Below are 268 nucleotides of genomic sequence, written 5' to 3' on the forward strand. Positions count from 1 at the left end.
CTGAATTTCCACGTTTATTAAGCAATGTCCAAAGGATAGGTATCGCTATTCCACGATAAACGATTGCGAGCATCAGGATATTAATATTTCGTTTTCCCCATTTCCAATTGGTTCTATCTAAAGTCAGTTGCACTTGGTCGAATGAAAACATATTGAAAATCAACTGAGAAATTTGACGATAATCAAAATACTGACCTGCAAAGAAGCGCTGCATACGTCGATAAAATGATTGTGGTAAGCACTTGATGGGCAAGGCTTTAGATGCAGA

1 pseudogene is annotated in these 268 nt (G+C 37.7%); it reads right to left on the bottom strand.

The features are described from left to right. Window positions 1–268, bottom strand: a pseudogene (locus tag RFX69_RS13320) (IS4 family transposase); the annotation flags it as partial.

Origin of the sequence: Acinetobacter sp. 148, from assembly GCF_031196675.1 — a bacterium.
GTDB classification, from domain to species: domain Bacteria; phylum Pseudomonadota; class Gammaproteobacteria; order Pseudomonadales; family Moraxellaceae; genus Acinetobacter; species Acinetobacter baumannii.